Source organism: Paenibacillus sp. J22R232, from assembly GCF_056269165.1.
In genome coordinates, this window is record NZ_JBWDNK010000002.1 from 107,686 (window position 1) to 131,876 (window position 24,191).

17 protein-coding genes, 1 pseudogene and 1 riboswitch are annotated in these 24,191 nt (G+C 45.3%); of the genes and pseudogenes, 17 read left to right on the plus strand and 1 reads right to left on the minus strand.

Translation table 11 applies throughout. From position 1 onward, the window contains the following. Positions 1-25 precede the first annotated feature (25 nt). The 13 genes and pseudogenes from AC0YN3_RS06920 to AC0YN3_RS06980 all read left to right on the plus strand — a co-directional run bounded on the left by AC0YN3_RS06920 (position 26) and on the right by AC0YN3_RS06980 (position 17,330). Positions 26-883: an NAD-dependent epimerase/dehydratase family protein gene (locus tag AC0YN3_RS06920; RefSeq protein ID WP_475774394.1), complete on the plus strand. Its 858-nt coding sequence runs from the start codon at positions 26-28 to the stop codon at positions 881-883. Then, positions 883-1,137: pseudogene (locus AC0YN3_RS06925) on the plus strand (CPCC family cysteine-rich protein); the annotation flags it as partial. The gene AC0YN3_RS06920 and the pseudogene AC0YN3_RS06925, both read left to right, overlap by 1 nt. A 618-nt stretch (positions 1,138-1,755) precedes the next feature. After that, a complete protein-coding gene (locus AC0YN3_RS06930) occupies positions 1,756-5,805 on the plus strand; it encodes an S-layer homology domain-containing protein (protein ID WP_475774395.1) in 4,050 nt (1,349 codons plus the stop codon). A gap of 195 nt (positions 5,806-6,000) precedes the next feature. After that, positions 6,001-6,462, plus strand: a complete 462-nt coding sequence (locus AC0YN3_RS06935; RefSeq protein ID WP_475774396.1) for a hypothetical protein — start codon at positions 6,001-6,003, stop codon at positions 6,460-6,462. A 1,722-nt stretch (positions 6,463-8,184) separates the two neighbouring features. Next, entirely contained in the window at positions 8,185-8,841 is a 657-nt protein-coding gene (locus AC0YN3_RS06940) for a response regulator (protein WP_475774397.1), read from the plus strand. Continuing rightward, positions 8,842-9,975 (plus strand): sensor histidine kinase, encoded by a 1,134-nt coding sequence (locus AC0YN3_RS06945; protein WP_475774398.1) that lies wholly within the window; start codon positions 8,842-8,844, stop codon positions 9,973-9,975. It abuts the gene before it with no gap. A 126-nt stretch (positions 9,976-10,101) separates the two neighbouring features. Then, complete coding sequence (locus tag AC0YN3_RS06950) at positions 10,102-11,040, plus strand: ABC transporter ATP-binding protein (protein ID WP_475774399.1); 939 nt, start codon at positions 10,102-10,104, stop codon at positions 11,038-11,040. A 29-nt stretch (positions 11,041-11,069) separates the two neighbouring features. After that, positions 11,070-12,188, plus strand: coding sequence for an ABC transporter permease (locus AC0YN3_RS06955; protein ID WP_475774400.1), 1,119 nt, complete (start codon positions 11,070-11,072; stop codon positions 12,186-12,188). A gap of 2 nt (positions 12,189-12,190) precedes the next feature. Continuing rightward, positions 12,191-13,339, plus strand: coding sequence for an ABC transporter permease (locus AC0YN3_RS06960; protein WP_475774401.1), 1,149 nt, complete (start codon positions 12,191-12,193; stop codon positions 13,337-13,339). A 335-nt stretch (positions 13,340-13,674) separates the two neighbouring features. Then, positions 13,675-14,229 carry a hypothetical protein gene (locus AC0YN3_RS06965; RefSeq protein ID WP_475774402.1) on the plus strand — a complete coding sequence of 185 codons (555 nt, stop codon included), beginning with the start codon at positions 13,675-13,677 and terminating at the stop codon, positions 14,227-14,229. A gap of 187 nt (positions 14,230-14,416) precedes the next feature. Continuing rightward, positions 14,417-15,058, plus strand: a complete 642-nt coding sequence (locus AC0YN3_RS06970; RefSeq protein WP_475774403.1) for a hypothetical protein — start codon at positions 14,417-14,419, stop codon at positions 15,056-15,058. 72 nt (positions 15,059-15,130) lie between these two features. After that, positions 15,131-16,411 (plus strand): DUF1963 domain-containing protein, encoded by a 1,281-nt coding sequence (locus AC0YN3_RS06975; RefSeq protein ID WP_475774404.1) that lies wholly within the window; start codon positions 15,131-15,133, stop codon positions 16,409-16,411. 64 nt (positions 16,412-16,475) lie between these two features. Next, positions 16,476-17,330: an aminoglycoside phosphotransferase family protein gene (locus AC0YN3_RS06980; RefSeq protein WP_475774405.1), complete on the plus strand. Its 855-nt coding sequence runs from the start codon at positions 16,476-16,478 to the stop codon at positions 17,328-17,330. A 35-nt stretch (positions 17,331-17,365) separates the two neighbouring features. Here AC0YN3_RS06980 and AC0YN3_RS06985 read toward each other — a convergent pair whose 3' ends face one another. Further along, positions 17,366-18,211, minus strand: coding sequence for a bifunctional 5,10-methylenetetrahydrofolate dehydrogenase/5,10-methenyltetrahydrofolate cyclohydrolase (locus AC0YN3_RS06985; protein WP_475774406.1), 846 nt, complete (start codon positions 18,209-18,211; stop codon positions 17,366-17,368). Positions 18,212-18,274: 63 nt separating this feature from the next. Continuing rightward, a riboswitch (ZMP/ZTP riboswitch) is annotated at positions 18,275-18,353 on the minus strand. Positions 18,354-18,623: 270 nt separating this feature from the next. Between AC0YN3_RS06985 and AC0YN3_RS06990 the strand changes: the two genes are divergently transcribed. The 4 genes from AC0YN3_RS06990 (at position 18,624) to AC0YN3_RS07005 (ending at position 24,191) form a co-directional block, all read left to right on the plus strand. Then, positions 18,624-20,351 (plus strand): ABC transporter ATP-binding protein, encoded by a 1,728-nt coding sequence (locus tag AC0YN3_RS06990; RefSeq protein WP_475774407.1) that lies wholly within the window; start codon positions 18,624-18,626, stop codon positions 20,349-20,351. A gap of 3 nt (positions 20,352-20,354) precedes the next feature. Beyond that, positions 20,355-22,094 carry an ABC transporter ATP-binding protein gene (locus tag AC0YN3_RS06995; RefSeq protein WP_475774408.1) on the plus strand — a complete coding sequence of 580 codons (1,740 nt, stop codon included), beginning with the start codon at positions 20,355-20,357 and terminating at the stop codon, positions 22,092-22,094. A 72-nt stretch (positions 22,095-22,166) separates the two neighbouring features. Beyond that, positions 22,167-22,445, plus strand: a complete 279-nt coding sequence (locus AC0YN3_RS07000; RefSeq protein ID WP_475774409.1) for a hypothetical protein — start codon at positions 22,167-22,169, stop codon at positions 22,443-22,445. Between the two features lie 318 nt (positions 22,446-22,763). Next, complete coding sequence (locus AC0YN3_RS07005) at positions 22,764-24,191, plus strand: spore germination protein (protein WP_475774410.1); 1,428 nt, start codon at positions 22,764-22,766, stop codon at positions 24,189-24,191.

Below are 24,191 nucleotides of genomic sequence, written 5' to 3' on the forward strand. Positions count from 1 at the left end.
GCGGATTTAAGGGGAGGAAAGGCTCATGAGAATTTTTGTCGCTGGAGCTACCGGAGCTGTCGGACGTTTCTTGCTTCCAAAATTGATACGTGCAGGTCATGAAGTAATTGGACTCACGCAAAGCGAGAGTAAGAAATCCATCATCGAGCATACAGGAGCAAAAGCAATAGTCGCTGATGTCTTTGATCGCGAGGCCATACGATCAGCATTAGATGAATCTCAACCCGAGGTTGTCATTCATCAATTGACTTCTTTGAGTAGTCGTAACTTTTCAGACAATACAAGGATACGTAGAGAAGGAACACAAAATGTAGTAGATGCCGCTCTTTCGGCAGGTGTCAAACGCATCATCGCACAAAGCATTTCTTGGGCATATGAACCGGGAGAGAGACCGGCAACCGAAAATGTATCCTTGCATGCAGCAGCCGAAGAACCACGGAAATCGACAATTGAGGGCATATTGGCATTGGAAAGTGCTGTGACGGAAATACCGCAATATGTCATTTTACGCTATGGAATGTTCTATGGTCCAGGCACTTGGTACGAGCATAATGGATTTATGGCAGAACAAATTCAACAAATGAAGGTTCCTGCAACCAAAGGGGTCACTTCTTTTCTTCATGTGGAGGATGCGGCGGAGGCAGCACTTTTGGCCTTGCAATGGCCCTCTGGAACAGTAAATATCGTGGACGATGAACCGGCAAGAGGAATGGACTGGCTCCCGGTTTATGCACAAGCCATAGGAGCGCCTATCCCGGAAACTCACTCGAACAGCAACGCTTGGGAGCGAGGGGCTTCGAACAGGAAGGCCCGTCAGGATTACGGCTGGAGCCCGCTATACCCGATTTGGCGGACAGGCTTTTCTGAAAGTCTGAACCAGTGATAAAAAAATATACATGCCCATGTTGCGGTTACAAAACGATAGACAGTGACGGCGATTATGAAGTCTGTCAGATATGTTTTTGGGAAGATGATCCTTTTCAAAAAATGAATGAATATGATCTTGGAGCCAATAAGATCCCATTGATAAAGGCTCAAAAGAATCATCTGAGATATGGCGCTTGTGAGGAAACCGCGACTCAATATGTTAGGAAGCCAACAGAGCAGGACGAAAGAGACCCTGATTGGGCGCCAATTAATGATAGTTTGTATGAGTTTAAGCTAGCTTGTCGTAAGTTTATTGAAGGCACATACAGTATCACAGGACTACAATATCATTATTCTTGGATAACAATGCCTGACGATATAACAGAAGAACTAATACAAATAAATGCCAACTTAGATATGATTAGATATTGTATTTTAGATTACAAGCAAAGAGATGAAGCGCTGAATGTGGTCAATGAATTGTTAAAAAAAATGAATATTACTATTGAAATAAATAAGTGACTTAGGCAGTAAATGAAAAAGGCTTGTTAAGCAATGGCCGCTTCCGGGATGAATAGCCGGAAGCGGCCATTTTTATTACGGAAAAATGATCAAAAGTGTTGGATTCAAATAAATGGCTAAGATTTTTTGTTCACTATGCAAAGTAGATAAAACGATATGGTTCAAAAGTATTGAATATCCTCTTTGTATTTTATGATAAGAAATTATATTAATTTTTGTAAGAATCTATAAATCTATATTTGAAAGGAAGGAATTGTTTGTATAGACGAAGAATGTTAAAGATTTAGATAAGACTAGAAAATATTCTATTTATTTGGAAGGGAAGAAATTTTAATGATATTGAAGTCTACAAGAAGATGGAGCGTAATGCTAATTACAGTGCTTTTGGTCTCCATCTTTAGTCCTGCTCAAGTTTTTCCAGTCACACAAGCACATGCCGTTTCTTCACTATCATCCTCCAAAACCATTAACGCTGGCTCCATTATCAACAGTTTGGAGATGGATGAACAGAGAGGGTATATTTATGCAACGGGAACGTCAACCAATGAATTATTGTTTCTCAATAAAGAAACAATGGAGATCGAAAAGCGGCTATCCGTCGGATCAAAACCTACGGGCATGGAGCTTGTTAATAATAAATTATATGTGGCTTTAAGCGGTGCTACTTCTATTGCAGTAGTGGATGTGGACCAAAAGATCGTAGCATCTACCATTAATACGAAAATTCAGCCCAATCGATTAGCTCTGGATGGTGAGATTCTGTTTTATGCCGGCGGAAATCAGCGGACTGAGATTTACCGCAAAGACCTTGGCAGCAATACAGATATTCTGATTGAACAGAGCATATATCAGCCAGAGCTAGCAATTGATAAGGAAAGGCATGTACTTTATGCGGGTGAAACGGGTGTTTCCGCATACTTACTAAATGCTTACAGTACGACTGATGGAAGCAAATTATGGTCGTTAAAGCCGTACCATGGAGACTATGCATATGCTCTTCATGTAGACAATGGCGATATTTATTATGGCATGTTCCGTATAAATCCTGACGAACGCACCATTATTTCCACCTATTCAGGACAAGCATTAACCGTTGATGATACATATGTGTATTCCAATGAACGCATTATTAGTAAAAAAGAAGAAATAGTGGTGGCAGTTTCATCTTCATCTTCTAATTATCGGCGAACAGCGGTAAGTGACAGTACGCGAACAGTATACAGCACTTCTTCTTATTCTTCTAACATTACGAAAGAAACGTTCACGCTTGACTCTTCGGAGCGAGCTATCGAATACCAGGATCGTGAGGGTGCAATTACATTTAATCGAAACCTTAATGCTTGGGTTCTAGGAAAAGAAGAGAAGTATTTATATGCGGTATCAACGGAAGCAAGCAGGCTGCTGCAGATTGACACAGCATCATTTAAGGTTGTAGGGGATCGTTACATTGGCTCTAAGCCTTCGGATGTGGACATTCGAGATGGTGTGTTGTATGTCTCTTTGGGGGGCAGCTCTCATATTGCAAAGATCGATACGCAGAATGAAAGCCAGTTTATGGCACCTATTACGCAGCTTGAAGTTGGTGAGTTAACTAACGACATTGCAGCAGGAATAGGGAAATTTTTCTATACGAATCAAGAGGGCTGGGCAAAAGTTAGTGTGTATGATTCCACTTACTCCAGCTATGAAAATTTATACAGCAGTCCGAGATTAACGATCAGCCCTGATGGATCCACGTTATACATCGGAGAAACGCGCTCAACTGGAAGTAAACTCTATATGATGAATACTGCAGCTGGACAAGTGACCCAGCAAACAGCCAACGGATATTCTAATATTCATAAAGATATTATACTGGATGAGAATTTTGTTTATTTTGCCGGTACCAGATTTGATGCAGCTAATTTGAGTCATGTTCATGGCCAATACTTAGATATGTATTTTACTCCTATTTTAGCGGCCAAAGGGAAAATTGTACTATCTAGCAATGCATTTTTTGACAGGGATTCATTTAATCCTATATTGAGACTTCCGTTTACGGCGAGTTACGGACATATTAATAATGACGGCACTGTAATGATTTTCGCGGCTGACGGAAAACAAGCAGCAGGAAATGAAACGTATTATACGCTTTATAAATCTAGTAGTTATGAAGAGTTTAAAACTAATTATGAGAATGGACTTCGTCCGGTAGAAGCCTATTTCATGGATACAAATGAAGAAACTCAAAAAGTAAGTGGTTCGATTACATTCCAACCGGGAGCTATTGATCATTTGGTAAGTGGTTATAGAGTGAAATATTATGATGCTTTTGATAAGCAGGTCACTTCCGTTTATGAGGACTATATTTTCAAATTTGATCGTCAGTCTGACGGAACTTACAAGAGGGACATTTCGAGGGAGCTGCCGCCCGAAGTGAAAAAAATGGCCATTGTACCCGTTGTTTCAAGTGAGTTTGGTCAAGACATGCATATGGAAAACTCCAAATTGTTATTTCGTTTATGGGATTACGGTACTTATTATGTAGATGATGTTGTTTTTAACGATACCGATCCATCCCCATCGAAAATCGGTGGAAAGGTAACTTTTGAAGAGGCGCCTGGTGTAATAGCAGGTGATTATTATACTCTTCATTTTGTAGATGAAGAGGGTGAGAAATTGCAGCAAATTGGTTTGCCATTAGCGGCAGGGAAGCTTAAAAATGAGTTTGTTATTCCTAACGGTACGGATATTCCCGCAGGGGCTGTCATGCTTTCCGTTCAATTGGTAGATCAATCTGGCGATGAAGCTCCTGGTTATTTCTTGACTGAAATACCAGATCGTATGACTCTCGCTCCTAATGCAGACCAAATTACTGTTACGTACGCGACAGGGGCAGCCAACTCAGTTACTGTAACGGGGCTTCAAGTGGGCGATGTTGTCAAAGTATATAATCTTTATGGTGAGCTTTACGGAGAAAATACAGTAGCAAATGGAAGTAGTTCCGTTGTCGTAGGCAATTTAAATTTAGATAACCTATATAGACTTCTATATGTGTCCGTGACATCAGTAGGTAAAAGTGAAAGTTTTCTTGTCTTAAAGGGATACAGCTCTTCAGGTGGAGGCGGAACAACACCTGGCAATGGAGGAGGCGGAACAACGCCAGGCGGCGGTGGCGGAATAACACCGGGCGGTGGCGGTACAGTACCAGGCGGAGTTGTTCTTCCAAATCCGTCTGAAAATGCCGAAAATGGATACGCACAGGTCGTTATTACCAAAAATGCGAATGGGAAAAATCTGGGTTTTGTCAATATTGACGATTCTTTATTGGATGCAGAAATCAAGAAGCCAGAAAGCAAGCTTGAGGAAGTCAAGTTAAAGGTTAAAGAGAAAGTTGATGAGGTGCAAGTCACACTGACGGGAAGTCAATTCCAAAAGGTGGCCAAGAAAAATGAGAATGCGGTTTTTTATATTGAAAGCGTAGATACAGGTTTCATTATACCTGCATCCATTTTCAAATCGCATAGTATAGGTGAACTCGATCGAATCAAAGTAAAGATTGTCGATTCAGCGTCTAATCTTGTTAATAAACCATTGAGCCTGCAAGGTGCAAAGGCGGTAACGCCGCAGTATGATTTTACAATATTTGTTGAACGAGCGAATGGTGCCGTAGAAGAAATTAATAATACCAATGTATACCTAAAGCATATCATTTCTTTTGATTTGAATAACCATGCGATGGAGTCCTTAGCAGCAATAACAATAAATTCGATAACTGGGGCGATTACTCCTGTTCCTGCAACCTTCAGTAAAGAAGGAAACAGAGTGATTGCAACCATTTATCGGAAGGGGAATTCTGTATATGCGGTCGTTTCTAAACAAATAAGCTTTAAAGACGTACCTTCATCCCACTATGCCAAAGCTGCTATAGATACCATGTCTTCCCGAATGGTGGTTCAGGGTTATGCAGGTGGTGCTTTCCAGCCTGACGCTTTTGTCACTCGTGCTGAATTCGCAGTTATGCTGATTAAAACATTAGGCATTGTGCCAACTGCGGAAGAAACTAAATTATCAGATGTAAATAAGGGTGCTTGGTACTATGATAGTGTTTCATCCGCTGTAAAAGCCGGTCTTCTAAATGGGTATGAGAATGGCACGTTTAGACCCAATCAAACCATTACACAGCAAGAAATGCTCTTCGTTCTGAACAGTGCTCTGAGCTATGGTGGATATAATGATAAAAGCTCAGGCAGTACTCAAAAGTTTGATGCTGCTCAGGGATATGACGAGTGGTCGGAGCAGGCAGTAAATGTAATGCTCAATGAAGGTATTATTAATAAAAAGGAAGTATTTGAAATTAACGCTGATAAAAAAACAACTCGCGCAGAAAGTATTGAATTGCTGTACCGTATGTTAAAGAAGCTGAATATGGTTTAACAAAAACGCATAGCAAGAAAATTGTATTAGTCTCATTCAAGGGAAACAGAAAAAAGAGCTCATCAGCTGATGAGCTCTTTTTTTCAATTAATTCAAATGAAAGGCCTTGTTGTACGAATGGAAAGGTTAGCTGAATAGTGACTTACAGCAACCTATTTATGAACGTGTCCGTCTGATTGTAACGAGGTGATAGTAATGAAGAAAATGAAAAGCATTTTCATAATGTTAGTCTTAGTCGAATGCATGATTTTGGCAGGCTGTACAACATCAACTACTGAGTCAGAACCAATACACACTGCCCCAACAGACGCGAAGACTTCTACAAATAAACCAACAGCTTCAAACAGTAATACAAATCAATCTGATTTAGTCGGCTCTGTTAAGGTGGAAAACGTAGGTGCCGATACTAAAATAATCTATTCATTTAAAAATGAAAGTGAAGAAAGAGTGACTGTAATTGGCGGAGCAAGCTATAAGTTGTTAAAAGGCAACAAAGTGGTAGACGAAGGTGGGGTTGCAGTAAAAGACTACATAGATTTGGAGCCTGGTAAGGATTATACAGATCTAAAGATATTTTCAAAATTGGAGCCTGGCTCGTACACAATAAATGTGGATTGGAACAACACCAATGTATCTGCCGAATTCCTTCAAAACTAAAATACGTTAAGCTAACAGACAGATAACGCTAATTAAGTAGTGTTAAAACGAAGATAGCAAAAGGGAGGTCTGCGGCTATCGCGAATAAATAATGAGTCATATATTGCTGTTTTAAGGAGCTTGAACCGGAAAGGGAAAAATCCTTATTATAGGAATTGTTGTAGTTACAAAATATTCAGCTTCAGTGGACGGGAACGGTAAAATATGGGTATCCGAAAGCCGTGATCTTGTGATAACATATAGAAATTATGGTAAGCAATAGAGAATCGTAGAGGGCGTGTTTTCGTGAAAATATGCAAAAAATGTAGCGGTACAGGTAAGTTAGCGGCTTCTTTGGAAACAAATCCTGCGGTAAATGTAATGGCAAAGGACAAATTATTCCCGGACTATTTGCTTCAAGTATAGATAAAATCTCGTCTTCAAAGGCAGATGATAATCAAGATAATTGGGAGGTTGCGGAACAGAGCAACGATTCCTGGCGGCAAAATACGAGGGATTCTTCTTCTAATAATGACCGTGCACACTCTAGCAATGACAACAGCAGCTATGATTCATCGAGCTCTGATGGTGGCTCATCATCGAATGACTAGTGTATAACCGTATCTTTTTAGAATAAAAGGATGATAAGGCGCAGGGAGCAGAGCCTATGTGTCTTTTTTTGTATGGTAACAAACTTTTGATCATGTAGAAGCTTCAACCACAACGTTACAAAAATAGAGCTGCTTTCCTATTTAAATAGTTATAGTGTGTGAAGAATTTTATTGATTTTTTTCAATTGATATACAAATCAAATAACAAGAACCAAGCGATTTATGTAAATGTTCGTTTTCCTTTTGAAGATGGTTCGCCGTATAAAAAAGAAATCATAAAAACAATCCTAAAGAGATTAAATGATTCGGAAACCCAAACATTCAGAAAATTGTTGCGTCACAAATCCGATATATATAAAATAAGCGATTTCAACACGCTTTCCTTCCTTGTAATGTTATCTACTAGAGAATTATGTTTTTCAAATTTCTATGTTCCTGATCTTGAAGCAGTGCTTTTAGGAAACTATGATTTAAGCTTTCCACTATACTGCAAAGATCATGGAAAATTCGAAAAGTTCAAAGAGTTTGCACATAAAGCTGGGCTTCACATTAGGCAGTGAAATTGGTGTGCAGCTATCGGGACACGAAAGCTAAAATACCAACAAATTAGAGGAGTCAGGCATGAACTGTATGATGCGTCATGCATGGACAGAAGCAGAAGAATGGTTCGAAAGCTCATCTTAATGTAACGATTGTAATGCTTGTACTAATCCTGTCTTTTCGGATCGCTCCATTTGGATTACAAGCTTTTCACTTACCAAAATATCGAGACGTTAAAGCAATACAATATACAATCCGATGAATGCATGAACGGTTCGTATTTTAGACTAGCGAAGGCGCCTCTCGATGAGCATAACTAATTCAAGTCGAAAGAAGGAGACCCATTCATGAGCATTAACTTCCCTTCAATAATCATCACTATTCTCAGCATTATCATGGTTATTGTAGTTGCTCGGTTGATCTTTATACTTTTCAGAAGAAAAAAGTGAAACTTCAATACGGAAGCACTAATAGCTTTTGAATAGGCTGTCGGAGTGGAACGAATGCCCCAACAGACTATTCATCAATCTTGCTCCGCCTCAAATAAACGTGATGGAGCAGTTAAACAGCAATGAACGGAGAGTGATTAGCCTTGAAAATAAAGGTTATTATTGCCGATGACAATCCTTTTGTCCGTGAAGGCATGAGGATCATCCTGACCACCTTTGATGAATTCGAGGTGTTGGCATCGGTTCAGGATGGTCAAGAAGCCCTAGATTTCTGCCTGCAGAACGAAGTAGACGTGGCACTGCTTGATGTGCAAATGCCCAATATGAATGGCGTGGAAGCGACCAAGCTGATTTCGGAGCAGACAGGAACCAAAGCGCTAATCTTGACCACCTTTGATGATGAGGCGTTTATTCTTGATGCGATAAGCAACGGAGCGAAGGGGTACCTGCTGAAAAATAATGATCCAGAGCGGATTCGGGATGCCATTATCACGATATACAACGGGCATAATGTGCTGCAGGATGCTGTGCTGGATAAGCTCAAATCTAGTTTGCTCGCGGACAAGGACAAAGATAAGAAGATGGATAGAGGCAGTAAAATCGATAGAGGCTTGTTTACCGATAGGGAATATGACATTATGTCTCTCATCGCAAAGGGACTATCTAACCGTGAAATTTCGAAGAAGCTGTTTATTTCAGAAGGTACGATCGCCAATCATATTACTTCTATTTTGGGAAAAAAGGGTCTAATGCACCGTACACAGATCGCGATTTATTTTCTAACCGGGGAAGTGGACTAAATGAGGGAAAGAGGAACCCCTGTAGAGATTTGGAGCATGGGCCTGAAAGCGGTCCTCTTAAGCTATGCAGCCATTCGATCCTATGAATCTATGGGCTCGATTTCACCATGGTATATGCTGTCGATCCTTCTCTACCTATGCTTGAATATTTCCATCCATATCGTGAAAAAGGCTAGCAGCAAGTCGACCGTGCTTCTGCTGGCCCTGCTGGCGACTGCAGTATCCTCCTCCTATGTTCATCCGGTGTTTATACTCCTGCTTCCTCTGAACATTTACGAGCTATTTGCTATATATCTGCGTAAACGCGGAATGATATTAGTGCTTATGCTGGCTCCGCTCATCTGGATAGCTCACTATGCTCAGTCCATCTTAGTTACGTACGGTCTCATCGTGATGATTAGTTTCCTATATAACCTCTTGCTTAACACGTACATAAGCAGAATGACAGACCTCAAAGCAGATTTAGAAAATAGGCATGAGCACATCCAGCAGTTGACTAAAAGTCTGAATGAGAATAAAGAATATATCAGACAGTCTGATTATACGATAAAGCTGGAGGAGCGGAACCGGCTGTCCCAGGAAATTCATGATAAGATCGGACACTCGATGACGGGCGCATTGATCCAAATGGAAGCTTCGAAACGCTTGTTCACTTCGAATCCGGACAAGTCGGCTGAGCTGCTGCAGAATGCGATTCACATCTCCAAGGACGGAATCGAGACGATCCGCCTTGTGCTCAAAAATATGAAGCCGCCAACAGAGCAGCTTGGGATGAATCGGATGAAATTATTCATTGATGAATTCTCTGCGAAGCATACGGTGCGGACTTCTCTCACTCATGAAGGAAATGTCGACAATATCACTCCGATTCAGTGGAAGGTCATTCAGGAGAACACCCAAGAAGCATTGACCAATGCCATGAAATATTCGAACGCTACCGTCGTCTCGACGCATATCCAGGTGCTGAGAACCTTGATTAAGGTCGAAGTATCGGACAACGGGCAGGGAGCACAGAAGGTGATTAAAGGCCTTGGGATAATGGGCATGGAAGAACGGGCAGCAAGCGTAAATGGCACGATTATTGTCGATGGCTCAAGAGGCTTCCGTGTCACTACGTTAATTCCTCACGGATAAAATGAGATTCGCAATCATGACATAGGAAGATTCTCATGGGTTAAGGATGAACTTGTGCACTGTCACAGGGGCATCCTTTTTTATTACAATTACATTATCCGAAAGACGAAACGGGAGTGTGATGAAATGAACGTACTTGAAATAAAGCAGCTTTCAAAAAAATTCGGGGATTTCATAGCGGTGGACAATATCACGATGTCTGTAAAGGAAGGCGAGATATTCGGATTTCTAGGCGCGAATGGGGCAGGCAAGAGCACGGCTATCCATATGATTGCCTCGTTGCTTCGGGTCACCAAGGGAGAAATCGAGGTTCTTGGCAAAAGTATTGCTAAGCATAGCAAATTCGCGAAGATGAACATCGGAATTGTGCCGCAGGAAATGGCTATTTATGAGGATATGACCGCATACGAAAACGTTCATTTTTTTGCCGGATTATACGGACTCAGAGGGGCGGAGTTAAAGGAACGGGTGGTTGAGGCACTAGCATTCGTAGGTCTTGGCGATAAGCACAAAAGCTATCCGAAAAACTTCTCAGGCGGCATGAAGCGAAGATTGAATATAGCCTGCGCGATCGCCCATCGGCCAAAGCTGCTTATTATGGACGAACCAACGGTGGGGATCGATCCGCAGTCCCGCAATTACATTCTTGGTTCCGTGAAAAAATTGAATGAACTAGGCTGTACGATCATTTATACGAGCCATTATATGGAGGAGGTCGAGGAGATCTGCACAAGGATCGCCATTATCGACCACGGTAAAATTATTGCGGAAGGAACGAAAAGCCAGCTGAAAGCTATCATTACGAATCAAAAAAATATAAGCATTGAGTTGCGCTCAGCGGAAAATCTCGATAGGAGCAAGCTGGAGGGAATACCGGGCGTAAACCGGGTTGAAGTGGAGGATCGGATCGTGAAAGTGACCTCTGATTCCGAGGTCAATAATTTGAACCGCATTATCCAACAGTTAATGGCAGACAATCTGGAAATCCGTTCAGTGGAAGAGAATGAGCCTAGCTTGGAGACGGTGTTCCTGACATTGACAGGCAGAAGCCTACGGGACCAATAAAATAGATGGAATAAGGGGGTGTAGTGGATATGAACGTATTCAGAATCATGCTCAAGGAACTAAAGGTTATCCGTGACCCCAAGATGCTGTTGTTCTTGCTAGTGTCGCCGCTAGTAACGATGCTTATTTTGGGAACGGCGCTTACGAATGCCTTTAACGGCAGTTTAACGGTTGGAGAGATAAAGGTGCTTTATAAGAACAATAGCTCGTCGAGTGATTTCTCACGCTATTGGGATGACTTCACGGGGCAGATGCGCCAAGCGGGCATTCAGCTCGAGAGGGCAGACGAGAAGACGGATGGGAAAACGGAAGTGAAAAATAACCGGTATGTCGGTTACGCCGAGATTACGGACAGTGGGCTGGAATATTACAGCAGCAGTCAGAGCTTAATTGAAAGCGGCATTGCGGGGAGCGTGCTCACGGCGTTTGCAGACCGTTACCGTCTGGCAGCCGAAGTAGCAGGTACCGACTCGGAGCAAGCCGATGCGATCATGAGCGGAAGCGAGAGCAAAAGCTATGTCGTGGAAGAATCGCTGAATGCGACAAGGAAACCGGGTGCCATGGATTATTTTGCCGTAGCGATTACGACAATGATTATTTTATACAGCGCCTTGACGGCTGCACAACTAATTGATGGCGAACGCAAAAGGAATACTGCTGTCCGATTGCTTGCTTCGCCGGTAACGAAAATTGAAATTTTCGCGGGTAAGCTAGCGGGGCTTGTCGTGCTGAATATGATACTCACGATGGTCGTAGTCCTAATTAGCAAATACATGTTTAATGCCTATTGGGGAGACCATTTGGGTCTCGTATTCCTAACGCTCTTTACTGAAATCATTTTCGCCGTGAGCTTGGGACTCGGGTTAAGCTACATCATTAAGGGGAATGCATCAGGCACCGTTGTTATGATTATTATCCAATTGGCCGCATTTCTCGGCGGTTCATATTTCCCGGTCGAGGAGGCTACTGGATTCATGGGAGCTCTCAGTACGCTTTCTCCGCTGCAATGGTCCAATGCCGCTATTCTTGAAATGATCTACGCAAACAATATGTCAGCAACCATTAACGCCATGCTGTTGAATATTGGCTTTGCCGTTGTCTTGCTTGGCATCGCATTAGTGATGATGCGCAGAAGGGAGGGGTTGTAGTGATGAGAGATACTTTATGGCTGATCCGGAAAACGTTTATGTCCACCTTTAAAAATTATTTGAATCTATTTATATACTTCGTCTTTCCCGTTATGGGTATTCTGCTCGCGACGCTAGTCCAAGGAGGCACGGGAGAAGTTGATTTGAAAATGGGCATTGTTAATCATGATGGAGGCCAGACGATTACTAAACGCATGATCGATTCGGTGGGCAGGCAGGATTCCATGCTTGTCATTGAGCTTGAGGAGACTGAGATACAGGGAAGGATTGCTTCCGGCGAGCTGGATGCAGCGATTATTTTTCCAGCAGGTTTCGCACAGGGCTTGATTGCTGGCGAACCCGCGAATGTTAAGATCGTATCGATTAAGGGGGCGCAGGTTACCGGACAGGTAAAGGCATCCTTGGATCAGCATATTAACAATATGGCTTCGATCGGCAGGGCAGCTCATGGAAATGAGGCAAAGTTTATTACCCTTTATGACGGCTTTGAAAAACCGGGATTCGAACTTTCGGCCCTGAAAGTGGAGGATCAATCGGTTAATTTCAACAAAACCAATCAATCGATAGGATATTTGCTTATCCTCATGCTGGTGTCAGCTTCGAATTTATCGGGCATTCTTATCAAGGAAAGAGAGAATAGAACCTATTATCGCCTTCTATCCTCACCGATTACCCCTAGAACCTATGTCTTATCTAATATCATCGTTAATTTAACGATGATGATGCTGCAGATTGCAGTGACGCTGTTGATCATGATGACTATATTCCATGTTGACCCGGGTATTCCTTATTGGAGCATGTTCCTCATTCTTGTGTTATTTGCGCTGGTGGCAATCGGATTATCACTTGTCATCGTGGCATTTTCCAGCAGCTCCTCAACGGCTAGCGGCATGCAGAATATGATCCTCATTCCTAGCAGCTTGTTGTCCGGATGCATGTTCCCGCTTGTTCTCATGCCGGAAACCATGCAGCAGCTTGCGCATTTTCTTCCCCAGTATTGGCTGCTGGATACCTTTAGCGATCTGCAGCAGGGAGTATCCTTTGGCGAATTATCCTTGAACCTGGTCATTTTGATTGCTTTCTCAGTGGTCTTCACTTTAATAGCCGTCTATAAGTTTGGCAGGAATAATGATACTCGAAGCTATATTTAATAAAATGAGATCATGCAGGGCAAAAAGGATTGAAATACTCATTTTAATAAAAGGAAATCGAAAAGTCTAAATGAACAAGGGCGTAAGCACAAATGTGTTTACGTCCTTGTTCACGTTTAAACAGAGCATCATATTTAGAGGGAATGAGGGTGAAGTGATTTTGTATGCGTAGGGACGGATAAGAATGTGAAACAGATATTTTCGAAGGTTTAGTTGAATAAATTACCCAAAAATGAAACTTAAACCATGGTATGAGAGTCTATACGGTTAAGCGTTTTTGGCTCATTTTGCAATTACGCGATGAAGTTGTAGAAGCGTTCATAAGGAGGATTTGCGTGAGGTTTAAAATGATGTTATTCATGATTACAATTATGTTCGTGCTTACTGCTTGTAAAGAGGATGAGAGAATTAAGCTTGATAAAGGTGGCGAGAATGAGCGCTCTATTGCATATGAAGAGAATGAATCTACGGTTCATATTTCCAATGAAATGAATGAAGCTATCTCAAATTATATCATTCAAAAATATTCATCCGTCTATTCTCATATAGAAAAGCCATTTGAGGTTCATCACGTATATGGAGCGAGCGAAACAAACGGTATCTTTACTGTTTATCTGCATTCCTATTTTGGCGGGTTTAATAGGTCCTCTGGGTTAGAAAATCAAGCGGGGCATTCATTGCCTGCTGTCATTCGGTTGCAGGAAAAAGCAGCGGGTTACGCTGTAATCGAATATACGGAGCCTAAGGATGGGAGTTTATATCAGTCCTCCTTGAACAAAATGTTCCCTGAGAAATACTTGAAGGTGATGTATCGGGACGCTGGAAGAACAGAAAAATTACATATTGAGATGGAGAATAAAGTGAAGCGTTGGCTGGAAGCAGAGGAATAATCTTTAAGCAGCCAACTGACTGCATAACCACATTGTGGTAAAATTTGAAAATAGGATAGATGTGGCCAGAGGATCATTGGTGGGGACAAAATGAATCATTCATTATTCAGAAAGAGTGTACAGATATAAATAGGATAGCATTTGCCGAATCAATAATAGTTCGCATTGTTGAGGTGACCGAATAAAAATGAATCAATTAACAGAAGTGTCACTGGAGAACATTTCAGCTTACTGCAAGCCATACATTTTCAATATGGAACCTATGCCAGATAAGCTTAGCTCGTTTAGCTACTCCTTCAAAGAAGCTCATGTGTATGGAATCATAAGCCAACCGGGAGGTGGCGCTTGGGCGCTTTCCTATTTGTTGGCGGGCAGGGCCAGAAAATATTCGGGCACGATCATAATGAATGGTGAGAAAGCGAACGGCGGATCATTGGAATCCAATAGTGTCTACGTCGGTGAGGGGCTTAAAGCCGGAAGGTGGATACGGAGTATAAATAGAAAAACGATACTTGAGCAGCTAAAAGAAGGGGATAGCTCATTTTCAGTCGGTGAGTTGATAGAGCTGTTAGATCTTTCCGATTCAAGAATGGACAGATCAATACAATATATAAGCAATGAGCGATGGAATGCATCAGTAGCTATTGGGTTAGCCCATTCCAGGAAATTGTTTTGTTTTCCATGGTTTGATTCAGCATGGAAAAGTATTAATCGTGCACGTTTGAAGCATTGTGCTGAAGTTTTGAGAGCCAATAAAAAAATAATGATTATCCCATCAGATAGCACTCTTTATTTGGAGAATATCGTTGATGAAATCATTTATCTGTAGCAGCCAATAGGTTACTCAAGAGAGTTGATTTCTATCAATCATGAGCACTGAATCACAAAGGGAGAGGATACGATGAGCGAGCGCTTGCCCTGTCAAACCGCTGGCTGCGCGGCAACGATTCTTCCTGCAACTGCTTTAAAGACTGGCGGGATCTGTATGCCCTGCCATCAGAAGAAGCTGGCATTGGAAGAAAAAACATATATTTTGCAAAATCGGAAAGATGTCGATCGGTACGCAGGTATGACGGATCCGGTCGAAATTCTCAAAATCATGCACACACCGCGGAAACACAATCCGCTTGAGAATGAACAACCATACCCGATAAGCGCGCAGGAACTGTATCATCAGCTATCTGATACAGAACGGAGTCGTTTGGAGAGCTACGCAATCACGTTGATGGATGAAGGAAGCTTTGATCAAGCGGAGTCCATTCTGCTCTCACTGCTATGTTTTACAAATGCCGGGATCGAGCGCGGGGTTGATGCCTTCTTCAACCATGGAAAGCTATACCCAGGCATCCTCTATAAGGAAGCGAGCCCAGCTATCCGGGAAAAGCTGATTCTTCAAGTGGAGCAAGATTCGGCTAATCGCAATCATCTTCTGCTCGCATTGGCTTGGATTGGTGATGAAGAGGTTGTTCGGTTGTTCGCAAATTGGAGACAAGCTCCGCCCCAATGGGCTTCAACGTTATATGTGCCCCCGGAGCATTATGCTCATGAAGCCGGTTGGGAGCTGGATGACAATGGCCGGAAGCGGCTTCTTTTCCACCGCGAGAGCTATCATTTTAAAGTATGCAAAGAGATCGGGGAAGCGGACAAGGCTCAAACGGCGGTCATAGCCCTGCAGAAGGATGAGCAAAAATGTCTTTGGTGCGGCAGTAATTTGACGGTGCTGTTTCATTACGATTTGCAGCATCCGATCGTACAATTTATGAAGCTGTCTGGCGAGGCGCTAAGGATACCTGCCTGCCTACATTGTAACTGCTACGGAACCGTGTTCATGAAAGTAGGGCTGGATGGTAGTCATTCGTGGAGCGAATACAATACCGTACCCGAATACTTGCCAGAAGCGGAACCGGATGAAGAATGGGCATGGCGTTCTCTGCGGCTATCCGAGCAACGGATGGGAACCTACGAAGGTGCCAATTGGATGCATGAGGCATCCAGCACTCAGATTGGCGGTCATCCCGCCTGGGTTCAGGATGCGGAATATGCTGCGTGTCCTTGCTGCTCGGAGACGATGATGTTTATCGGACAAGTGGATATGGAACAAGCAGCAGACAGCGAGGGAATATACTATGCATTTCTGTGTAGGCAGTGTCTGATTGCTGCCGTAAGTTATCAGCAGTCGTGAGGAGTGTCCCAGGTGCTGCGAGAATTAGCATGTCCCGCTAGTTAAATTCGGTGAAGGAGCGAGCATGATGAACAATAGCTTCGGCGATAAGATTGGAGAAGGCGGATGTTCGGAAGTATTTGCATGGGAGGACGAGAGCAAGATTGTCAAAATAGCGAAGCCCAATACGAGTACGGCAGCTTTGCAAGCAGAATTGCATCATTGCCGAATCGCCTGGGAATGCGGACTGCCTGTTCCCCAGCCCTTTGAGATGGTGGATATAGAGGGGCAACCGGGTATTGTGTTCGAACGTATCTATGGCGAATCGATCATGGAGCGATTTCTCGACAGGGCGGCGAAACGCCCTGGGCCGCAGAAACCGCTGCATGAGTCCGACGATTGCATCGAGGCACGAGTGACAGCACGGCTTTTTCATCAAATCCATAGCCATTCGGCATCCAATATGCCAAACCAGCGGGAAAACATCAAGCACGATATCCTTAGCGCGCCATATTTGTCCCAGTCTGACAAAGCAGCGGTCATTGCCCTTTTGGATCAATTGCCTGTAAAGCACCAGCTATGCCACGGCGATCCGAATCCGAATAATATACTGCTGCGAGAACATGATGCCGTCGTTATTGACTGGAACAATGCTTCGTCCGGAAATCCTGAAGCAGACTTAGCCGAATATATCATCATGATTCGATATGCGATATTGCCCCCGCACCTGCCTAGTGAAGCAAGCGTGATGCTGGAGGCGACGAGAGAAAATAGCATTCGCCTATTCACGGAGGAATACGAGAAGCTGTCGGGCATCGGTTATCCACATATCGAGCCTTGGATTGCTCCAATTGCAGCACGCAAGCTGGTGGCGGACGGGATATCTGAATCGGAGAAGCAGCTGCTCGCGAACGAGATTAAAAGAAGGCTTCACGGCTAGAGCCGCATTGTAGAAGCAGAGCCGCACCTTAACAGTTAATGGCTTTCTAATCTTGCCGCTGCGTCAACCGTATGCTTCAGCAACATCGCGATCGTAACGGGACCAACGCCGGCGGGTACCGGTGTAATTGCGCTAGCTCTTGCAAGGCATGCCTCATAATCGACATCGCCAACGTTTCCGGGATTGTAACCGGCATCGAGCACGACGGCGCCCTCGCGTATCCATTCGCCTTGTATGAACTTTGGCTTGCCGACCGCAGCGACCACGATATCGGCAAGCTGCAGCATCTCCGCCACGTTTTCGGATTTGGAATGGCAGGTTGTCACGGTGGCGTCACGGTTAAGCAGCATAAGCGATACCGGCTTTCCGAGAATGGGGCTGCGTCCGATAACGACAGCATGCTTGCCTGCAATCGGAATCTGATAATAATCGAGAATGGCTATAATGGCAGCCGGCGTGCAGGACGGATAATCGGCGTAGCCGAACGCATTCTGGGCAAATCCGAGCGCCGTTACGCCGTCTACATCCTTATGGATGCTAATGGCTTCGAAGGCTGCGCGCTCATCGATTTGATGCGGTACGGGATGCTGCAGCAGAATGCCGTGAACAAGCGGGTCAGCATTGAGCTGAGCGATCACTTCCACCAGCTGTTCAGTCGAGGTCGACTTATCCAGATGAATGCGTTTGGATTCGATGCCGAGCCGCTTGCAGGCGTTGCCTTTCATTCGGACGTAGGTTTCGGAAGCGGGATCGTCCCCGACAAGTATCGTCGCCAGGCATGGCACGGTACCTTGTGAAGCAAGCGTGCTTATCCTCGCTTTTAATTGCTCTTTGATTGCCTCTGCAACGCGCTTTCCGTCTAGAATCATTGGGTTTGTCATCTTCTACTCCAGCTCCTTCGAATCGTGGTCAGAAAACGTAAAAAGGCAAGGGGAATGTCCCCTTACCTTTGCCCAGGCGTACGGCCGTTTATCTGTGCGCTTCCTCATGGTTCCCCATGCTCCGCCAGTCACGCACAGCTTTTATTTCCTTTCATTCTACCAGCTTTGCCAAGAAAAAACGAGCCTAGCTCTTATTTTTTCGCGTACCGGATCGTCCAAGGATGCTATAATGAAACGAGCAAGAGGGTGCGTGAGGCGCTGCCCTCTTTATTTAAATATAAGGCTTTATACGTAACACGCGATTAAGTATTGTTCTATTTCTACGAGAAACGGATACCCTCCTCTAGCAGAGGACGGCGAAGCCGTTTCTTCTTGGCGGTTTTACCAAACAACAAGAGATTGAGGTGCACAGGTGCTAAAGCTTGCTAGATTTCTAAAAAAATACAAATGGCCTGCCGTGCTGGCGCCGTTATTCATGCTGCTTGAAGTAATCATGGATTTGCTGCAGCCAAGGTTTATGGCGACAATCGTCAATGATGGCATCGTGGCAGGTCAGCTTGGAGCGATTACGGACACGGCACCTAAGATGCTTATAGCTGCATTAATCGGCTTACTTGCCGGCGTAGGCTGTACGGTGTTTGCGACTATCGCTTCTCAAAACTTCGGGGCGGATTTGCGCCAAGAGCTGTTTCAAAAGATTCAGTCCCTATCGCTGCGCTCGCTTGACCGCTTCGGCTCCGGCTCGATCGTAACGCGCCTAACCGGTGATATTACGCAAATTCAGAACCTCGTCCTACTGCTGCTGCGCGTATTCGCACGGGATACGTTCATCATTGCCGGCAGCTTGATTATGGCATTCACAATCAGCCCGCGCCTATCGATTATTCTGCTTGCCATGATACCTATATTGGCTGCTTTCCTTGTTATTACGACCCGGATTACGGTTCCTTTATTTGCCGCGATGCAGCAGCGTCTTGACCAGGTGAATACCGTTATGCAGGAAAACTTAGCCGGCATCCGTGTCGTCAAAGCATTTGTACGCTCGGATTACGAGGAGCAGCGCTTTCAAACAACGAACTCCAATTTGCTCAAAGCGAGCTTGAAGGCGGCCAAAATCGTGGCGCTCAATACGCCGCTTATGTCGATTATTTTAAACTTTAGCATCGTGGCTGCGCTATGGTACGGCGGTATTTTATCCGAACAGGGGGCCTTATCGGTAGGCAGCCTAGCGGCTTTTTTAACGTATATCACCCAGCTGTTATTCTCAACCTTGGGGCTTGGCAACCAGCTGATGGCGATTTCCCGTGCCAAGGCGTCCGCTGACCGAATCAATGAAATATTGGAGCTGGCTGAGGATCAGCAGCGCGTACGTGGAGACTTGGCGAACAAGGCCGAGCCGATCAGCGAAGGGCGGATCTCATTCGAGCAAGTCAGTTTCGCCTACGACGGGCAGGCAGAGGAAGCCGTGCTTCGCGATATTGATTTCACGGCAGAGCCGGGTGAGACGATTGGCATCGTAGGCGTGAACGGAGCGGGCAAATCGACGCTTGTCAGTTTAATTCCAGCCTTCTACGCCCCGACTAAAGGCATCGTTCGTATCGATTCGCGCCCAATTGGCGAGATCGCTCCGGAGGAGCTTCAAGGGCAGATCGGCATGGTGCTCCAGCAGGCGCATCTCTTCAGCGGCACGATCCGAGAAAATATCTGCTTCGGGATGCCGGAAGCCAGCCAGCAGGAAATTGAAGCTGCTGCCAAAGCCGCCGAAGCGCATTCATTCATTATGAAGCTGGAGAACGGCTACGATACGGAGCTTGGACAGCGCGGCGTCAACCTCTCCGGCGGACAGAAACAGCGTTTGTCCATCGCTAGAACTTTATTGCTCAAGCCTAAAATAGTCATTCTAGATGACTGTACGAGCGCAGTCGATCTCCATACCGATTCGCTGATCCGCCAATCGCTTCAGACCGTTATGGAGAGCAGCACCTGTCTCATTATTGGCCAACGAATTGCTTCCGTTCAACAAGCCGACCGCATTATGGTGCTTGAGGAAGGCCGTATTACAGCGATAGGCACGCATGTGGAGCTGCTTCGTACAAGCAAGCTTTATCAGCAATTGGCCTTATCGCAGCAAGGAGCTTAACAGATGAACCATACGTGGGCAACACTGAAAAAAATCGGCCATTATTTGCTTCGTCAACGGGCTAAGCTGATTACGGTTATTATTCTTACGATAGTGGCGGCTGGTCTTACGCTGGCTGGTCCTTACCTGCTTGGAATCGCGCTCGATGATTATATAGTAGCCAAGCAATACGACGGTCTCCTGCAGCTATGCCTGCTCATGCTCGCGGTATATGCGGGTGGAAGCTTGGTCGGCTGGCTGCAGGCCTTTTTCTTGGCTGAGGTATCGCAGCGAACGGTATGGGGCTTGCGCAAAGATCTATTCAGCCACGTGCAGAAGCTGCCAATTCCTTTCTTCGCCAGCAGGAACCACGGCGAGCTGATGAGCCGCACAACGAACGATATCGATAATGTAACGAATACGCTTAACCAAAGCTTGATCCAAATCATTTCGAGCGTCATCATGCTCATCGGTTCGTTCACGATGATGCTTCTGTTAAACGGCTGGCTTACCCTGGTAGCGCTTATCGTCATTCCGGTTATCGTACTCGTCTCGAAAAAGATCGCCAAAGTAACGAAGCGGCAGTTCAAAGGGCAACAGCAGGAGCTGGGCGGCCTTAACAGCTTTATTGAGGAGACGGTGTCCGGGCAGAAGGTCGTAGCGCTGTTCCATCAGGAGGAGCGGATGGCCGAGCAGTTCGCTGCTGCAAATGCAAAGCTGAAGAAGGTCGGGATCAAAGCGCAAATCTACTCGGGCACGATGGGACCGTTCATGAATATGTTCGGCCATATCAGCTACTTGATCATAGCAGGCGTCGGAGGCTGGCTAGCCGTTCACGATCAGGCAACCGTCGGCGTAATTATTAGCTTTCTCGGTTATTCCAGGCAATTCAGCGGCCCGCTTAATGAAGTTGCCAACCAATATAATTTAATCCAGTCGGGCATTGCTGGAGCCGAGCGCGTATTCGAAATGATGGAGGTGCCGTCGGAATACGAAGCGGAAGGCAAAGCTGCCCTGATGGGTACCATTGCCGGAAAGGTCGAGTTTCGCGATGTACGGTTCGAATACAAGGATGGTACGGCTGCGCTTCGGAACATTAGCTTCACGGCAAAGCCTGGAGAAACGATTGCGCTGGTAGGCCCAACGGGAGCGGGAAAGACAACGATCATTAATCTCATCGGACGGTTCTTCGAGATCAAGAGCGGTCAAATCTTGATTGATAACGAGGATATTCGCGAGGTGGACAAAAATAGCTTAAGAAGCCAGCTTGGGATCGTTCTCCAGGATGCTCATCTGTTCACGGGCTCCATTCGCGAGAATATCCGCTACGGCCGGCTGGATGCGACCGATGAAGAGGTGGAAGCAGCGGCTGTGCAAGCGAACGCGGATAGCTTTATTGCCAAGCTGCCGCATGGCTACGAGACAGAGCTGACGGCAGAGGGAGGCAACGTAAGCCATGGCCAGCGCCAGCTGATCACGATTGCGCGCGCCATACTGGGCGATCCCGCTCTCCTTATCTTGGATGAAGCGACGAGCAGTGTCGATACGTTGGCTGAACTGCACATTCAAGAAGCCATGAAGAAGCTGCTTAAGGGACGGACAAGCTTCGTGATTGCCCATCGTCTTAGCACGATTCGCAATGCGGACCAGATTCTCTTTATTAAAGACGGCCAAATCGCGGAGCGCGGCAATCACGAGGAGCTGCTTGCCCGACGAGGACTTTACTACGAGCTTCACGGCAACACATTTTTACAAAAGGCTTAGCTTCGCCTGCTCATATTGGGGAATTGATTGTGGTACAATGAGACGAGCGCAACGATTAGGAGATGACAAACGATGAGTGAGCAATTAAATGAGCAAGAGCTTGTGAAGCATATAGCGAGCGAGACAAACGCGGATGAGCAGTTGATCAAGCTGGTATTGAAGCATGAGGCAGCGTTCATCAACAATGCGAAGGAAGACAAAAACGGCGAGGTCGAAATTGACGGCGACGAGCTGGTTGATTACGTGCTTAGCCGTCCGGACGTGAAGTCGAACGAGCTGGTTGTGGAATCCATTTTGGATGCGGAAATGGATTATCTGATGGATAAGGGACTTGCCGGTTACGTAGAATAACATTTCAAAGGTTATGCAAGAGAGCAGAAGAGCTGCCCAAGGCGAGAAGTCGCCAGGGTCGGCTCTTTTTTTAAATATAGGAAAGGATATCATTTCACCTTTCTTTCTCTATAATTCTCGGAATGAATCGCGCTGCGCAGCTATTGGATGGCGATAGCCGATTCACCTTGCATTCTCTATAATGCTCGGAATGAAACGCGCCGCGCCGCTAATGGACGGCGATAGCCGTTTCACCTTTTGCCATGCTGCTTGGCTAACGAGGGAAATTCGCGCATACTCCCATTTATTCCCGGGAATACTCACTCATGGGGTGATGGAATGGAAAAGAACATCGTTGATCGGCCGGCAGGAGAAACGGACCTGCTGGATAAGAGGCTGAAGCTCAATATCGACCGTTTGCTGCAGGCTACGGGTCAAAGCCCTGATTATGTGATCCGGCAATACGATAGGGATAAGGAACCACGCTTAACGGCTGCCGTCGCGTACAACGCCAACCTCTCCAATCGCCAAGCCATCGATGATGCAATCGCCCATATGTTCGATGAGAACAGGCTCTTTGCTCCGGAGCAAACGGAGCATCGCAACCGATTGCATTGGCTGATGCTTCAAGCTTCGCTAGTAGGCAGTGCCGCTAAATCTTCAAACTGGAAAGCGGTAATCCGAGCGGTCGTTTCGGGAGATATGATTATCTTTCTCGAAGGAAGCAGCGAAGCGATTATCGTATTCACTCAGGGCATGGAATGGCGCACCATTACGGAGCCTACGACGCAGGTTACGATCAGGGGACCAAAGGACAGCTTTACGGAATCGCTTAGCACGAATGTTTCCTTGGTTAGGCGCCGTGTCAAAAACGAAAGCTTGTGGCTTGAAATGTTTTCGATCGGGCAAATAACAGAGACAGATGTCGCGATGATGTACGTTCATGGCGTTGCTGACGAGAGCACCGTAGAGGAGCTCCGCAGACGATTAAATGAGATTCGCGAGGATGGCATTCTGGAATCCGGCACGATTGAAAAGCATTTGCAGGATAAGAAGCTGACGCCATTCCCGACGATTTACGATACCGAACGGCCAGATAGCGTTGTCGGACATCTGATGGATGGCCGAATTGCCATTATTGTTGACGGTACGCCATTCGTGCTCATTGCCCCGATTACTTTTTTTCAGTTTTTCCAATCGGTCGAAGATTTTTACCAGCTATCCGATATCGGCGTTCTCATTCGGCTTTTACGTTATGTAGGTTATCTGATTTCACTGCTGCTTCCCGCATTATATATTGCCGCGATCACGTTTCACCAGGAAATGATTCCGACTCCGCTGCTTATCAGTCTGGTCGCACAGCGGGAAGGCGTCCCGTTTCCGGTTATTATTGAAGCACTGCTTATGGAGCTAAGCTTCGAGCTGATGAGGGAAGCTGGCGTTCGAATGCCTAGGGCGGTTGGACAAGCAGTTTCTATTGTAGGGGCCTTAATACTCGGTCAAGCAGCCGTGCAGGCCGGAATCGTATCTGCGGCAATGGTCATTATCGTGGCCGCGACGGGCATTGCAAGCTTTACTGCACCGGCGTTCAACATTGCCATATCCGTGCGCATCCTTCGATTTGTCCTTATGATTCTGTCGAGCGTATTCGGCTTGTTCGGCATATTGATCGGCCTATTTATTTTGACGGCCCATTTGTCCAGCTTGAAATCGATCGGTTTGCCGTATTTTACGTTCCAACTCAAGCGTGGACAAGGAAAAGGATGA

Excerpts from the sequence above, each read along its gene's own strand:
- AC0YN3_RS06920 (WP_475774394.1), top strand. The coding sequence starts at position 26 with ATGAGAATTTTTGTCGCTGGAGCTACCGGAGCTGTCGGACGTTTCTTG.
- AC0YN3_RS06930 (WP_475774395.1), top strand. The coding sequence starts at position 1,756 with ATGCTAATTACAGTGCTTTTGGTCTCCATCTTTAGTCCTGCTCAAGTT.
- AC0YN3_RS06935 (WP_475774396.1), top strand. The coding sequence starts at position 6,001 with ATGAAGAAAATGAAAAGCATTTTCATAATGTTAGTCTTAGTCGAATGC.
- AC0YN3_RS06945 (WP_475774398.1), top strand. The coding sequence starts at position 8,842 with ATGAGGGAAAGAGGAACCCCTGTAGAGATTTGGAGCATGGGCCTGAAA.
- AC0YN3_RS06950 (WP_475774399.1), top strand. The coding sequence starts at position 10,102 with ATGAACGTACTTGAAATAAAGCAGCTTTCAAAAAAATTCGGGGATTTC.
- AC0YN3_RS06955 (WP_475774400.1), top strand. The coding sequence starts at position 11,070 with ATGAACGTATTCAGAATCATGCTCAAGGAACTAAAGGTTATCCGTGAC.
- AC0YN3_RS06960 (WP_475774401.1), top strand. The coding sequence starts at position 12,191 with ATGAGAGATACTTTATGGCTGATCCGGAAAACGTTTATGTCCACCTTT.
- AC0YN3_RS06970 (WP_475774403.1), top strand. The coding sequence starts at position 14,417 with ATGAATCAATTAACAGAAGTGTCACTGGAGAACATTTCAGCTTACTGC.
- AC0YN3_RS06975 (WP_475774404.1), top strand. The coding sequence starts at position 15,131 with ATGAGCGAGCGCTTGCCCTGTCAAACCGCTGGCTGCGCGGCAACGATT.
- AC0YN3_RS06980 (WP_475774405.1), top strand. The coding sequence starts at position 16,476 with ATGATGAACAATAGCTTCGGCGATAAGATTGGAGAAGGCGGATGTTCG.
- AC0YN3_RS06985 (WP_475774406.1), bottom strand. The coding sequence starts at position 18,211 with ATGACAAACCCAATGATTCTAGACGGAAAGCGCGTTGCAGAGGCAATC.
- AC0YN3_RS06995 (WP_475774408.1), top strand. The coding sequence starts at position 20,355 with ATGAACCATACGTGGGCAACACTGAAAAAAATCGGCCATTATTTGCTT.
- AC0YN3_RS07000 (WP_475774409.1), top strand. The coding sequence starts at position 22,167 with ATGAGTGAGCAATTAAATGAGCAAGAGCTTGTGAAGCATATAGCGAGC.
- AC0YN3_RS07005 (WP_475774410.1), top strand. The coding sequence starts at position 22,764 with ATGGAAAAGAACATCGTTGATCGGCCGGCAGGAGAAACGGACCTGCTG.